Annotated in this window: 1 protein-coding gene; it reads left to right on the plus strand. The window is 48.8% G+C overall.

The window, feature by feature from the left end:
• Positions 1 to 249 precede the first annotated feature (249 nt).
• Positions 250 to 1,257, plus strand: a complete 1,008-nt coding sequence (locus G3569_RS18190; RefSeq protein WP_165271509.1) for an IS110 family RNA-guided transposase — start codon at positions 250 to 252, stop codon at positions 1,255 to 1,257.
• Positions 1,258 to 1,292 lie beyond the last annotated feature (35 nt).

Here is a 1,292-nt window from a genome sequence, read left to right on the forward strand (position 1 = left end):
ATAACCCGCCTTTAGATTACTCCTAAGATAAAAACTAATTATGTTAGTGGTATAATCCGCTACTGGAACCGCCGGGGTGACCTAGATAACCCGCTAGCTTTCGAGCTATCATGCGTATGAGTCCCCGGCAGGTTTCCAGACCAGAAGGCACTAATTAGAATGTAAGTCTCAAGAACTTATAAAGGTAATAGTGGCTGGTCCTATCCAGTGAGCGGTAAACCTTCACTAGTTAATATAGGGGAAAATCTCATGGAAGCCAGCTATTATATAGGTATTGACATCTCAAAACAGCGGTTGGATTGGCACCTGACCGACGCCCAAAACACTGAACTTGCAACGGGCCAGACTGTAAACAGTCCAAAAGGGATCCACAAGATGATCGGCCAATGGAAGCGAGGAAAGTTCTACCTGGATGAGCTCATCGTTTGTTTTGAGCACACCGGTCCCTACGGGCTTCTGCTGGCTGCCCTATTAGAAGAATCCGGTATTTGTTACGTGATGGTTTCGGCCATCCAGGTTCAGCTCTCTCTGGGCATCCGCCGGGGGAAATCCGATCCTATTGATGCCCGGCGCCTGGCGGAATACCTGTGGCGATTCCAGGACCGGTTGACTCCCAGTCACCTACCCTCGAAAATGCTACTGGAGCTTCGTGGTTGGCTGCTGTGGCGGGAAAGGCTGGTAAAGATGCGAACGGCCCTAACCAATGGTATTCAAGCAAATATCCTTACCAGCGAAGTAGCAGATCTTGGAGAAATAAACGAGCAAATGCAAACTCAACACGACCAATTGACTACGCAACTAAAACAGGTTGATCGCAAGATTAATAAACTCCTCCGCCGGTACAATACCACCGAAGGCCAATATGATCTGCTAGTAAGTATTCCGGGTATCGGGCCTGTGATCGCCGGTTGGCTGCTGGTGTATACGGAGGGATTTACCCGGTTTTCCAACGCCCGGCAACTGGCCTGTTTTGCTGGCAGTGCGCCTTTCCCGAAGCAATCAGGAGAGCATAGGGGACCCGACCGAGTCAGCCAATGGCGATGTCAACGGCTAAAATCCTTACTTCTTAATGGGGTACATTCGGCTATCCAATATGATCCGGAGCTAAGAGCTTATTACAATCGAAAATGCGGGGAAGGGAAACATCCCCAAAGCGTGAGAAACGCGGTGATCTGCAAGCTGCTTTATCGGGTCTTTGCTGTCATTAATCGAGGGACTCCATACGTAAAAATCCATCAGCATAAAGCCGCAAAATAACTTGACTTACTCTTAGAATACGCATTAACGCGGAC

Source organism: Fodinibius halophilus (assembly GCF_011059105.1).
In the GTDB taxonomy this organism is placed as follows: domain Bacteria; phylum Bacteroidota; class Rhodothermia; order Balneolales; family Balneolaceae; genus Fodinibius; species Fodinibius halophilus.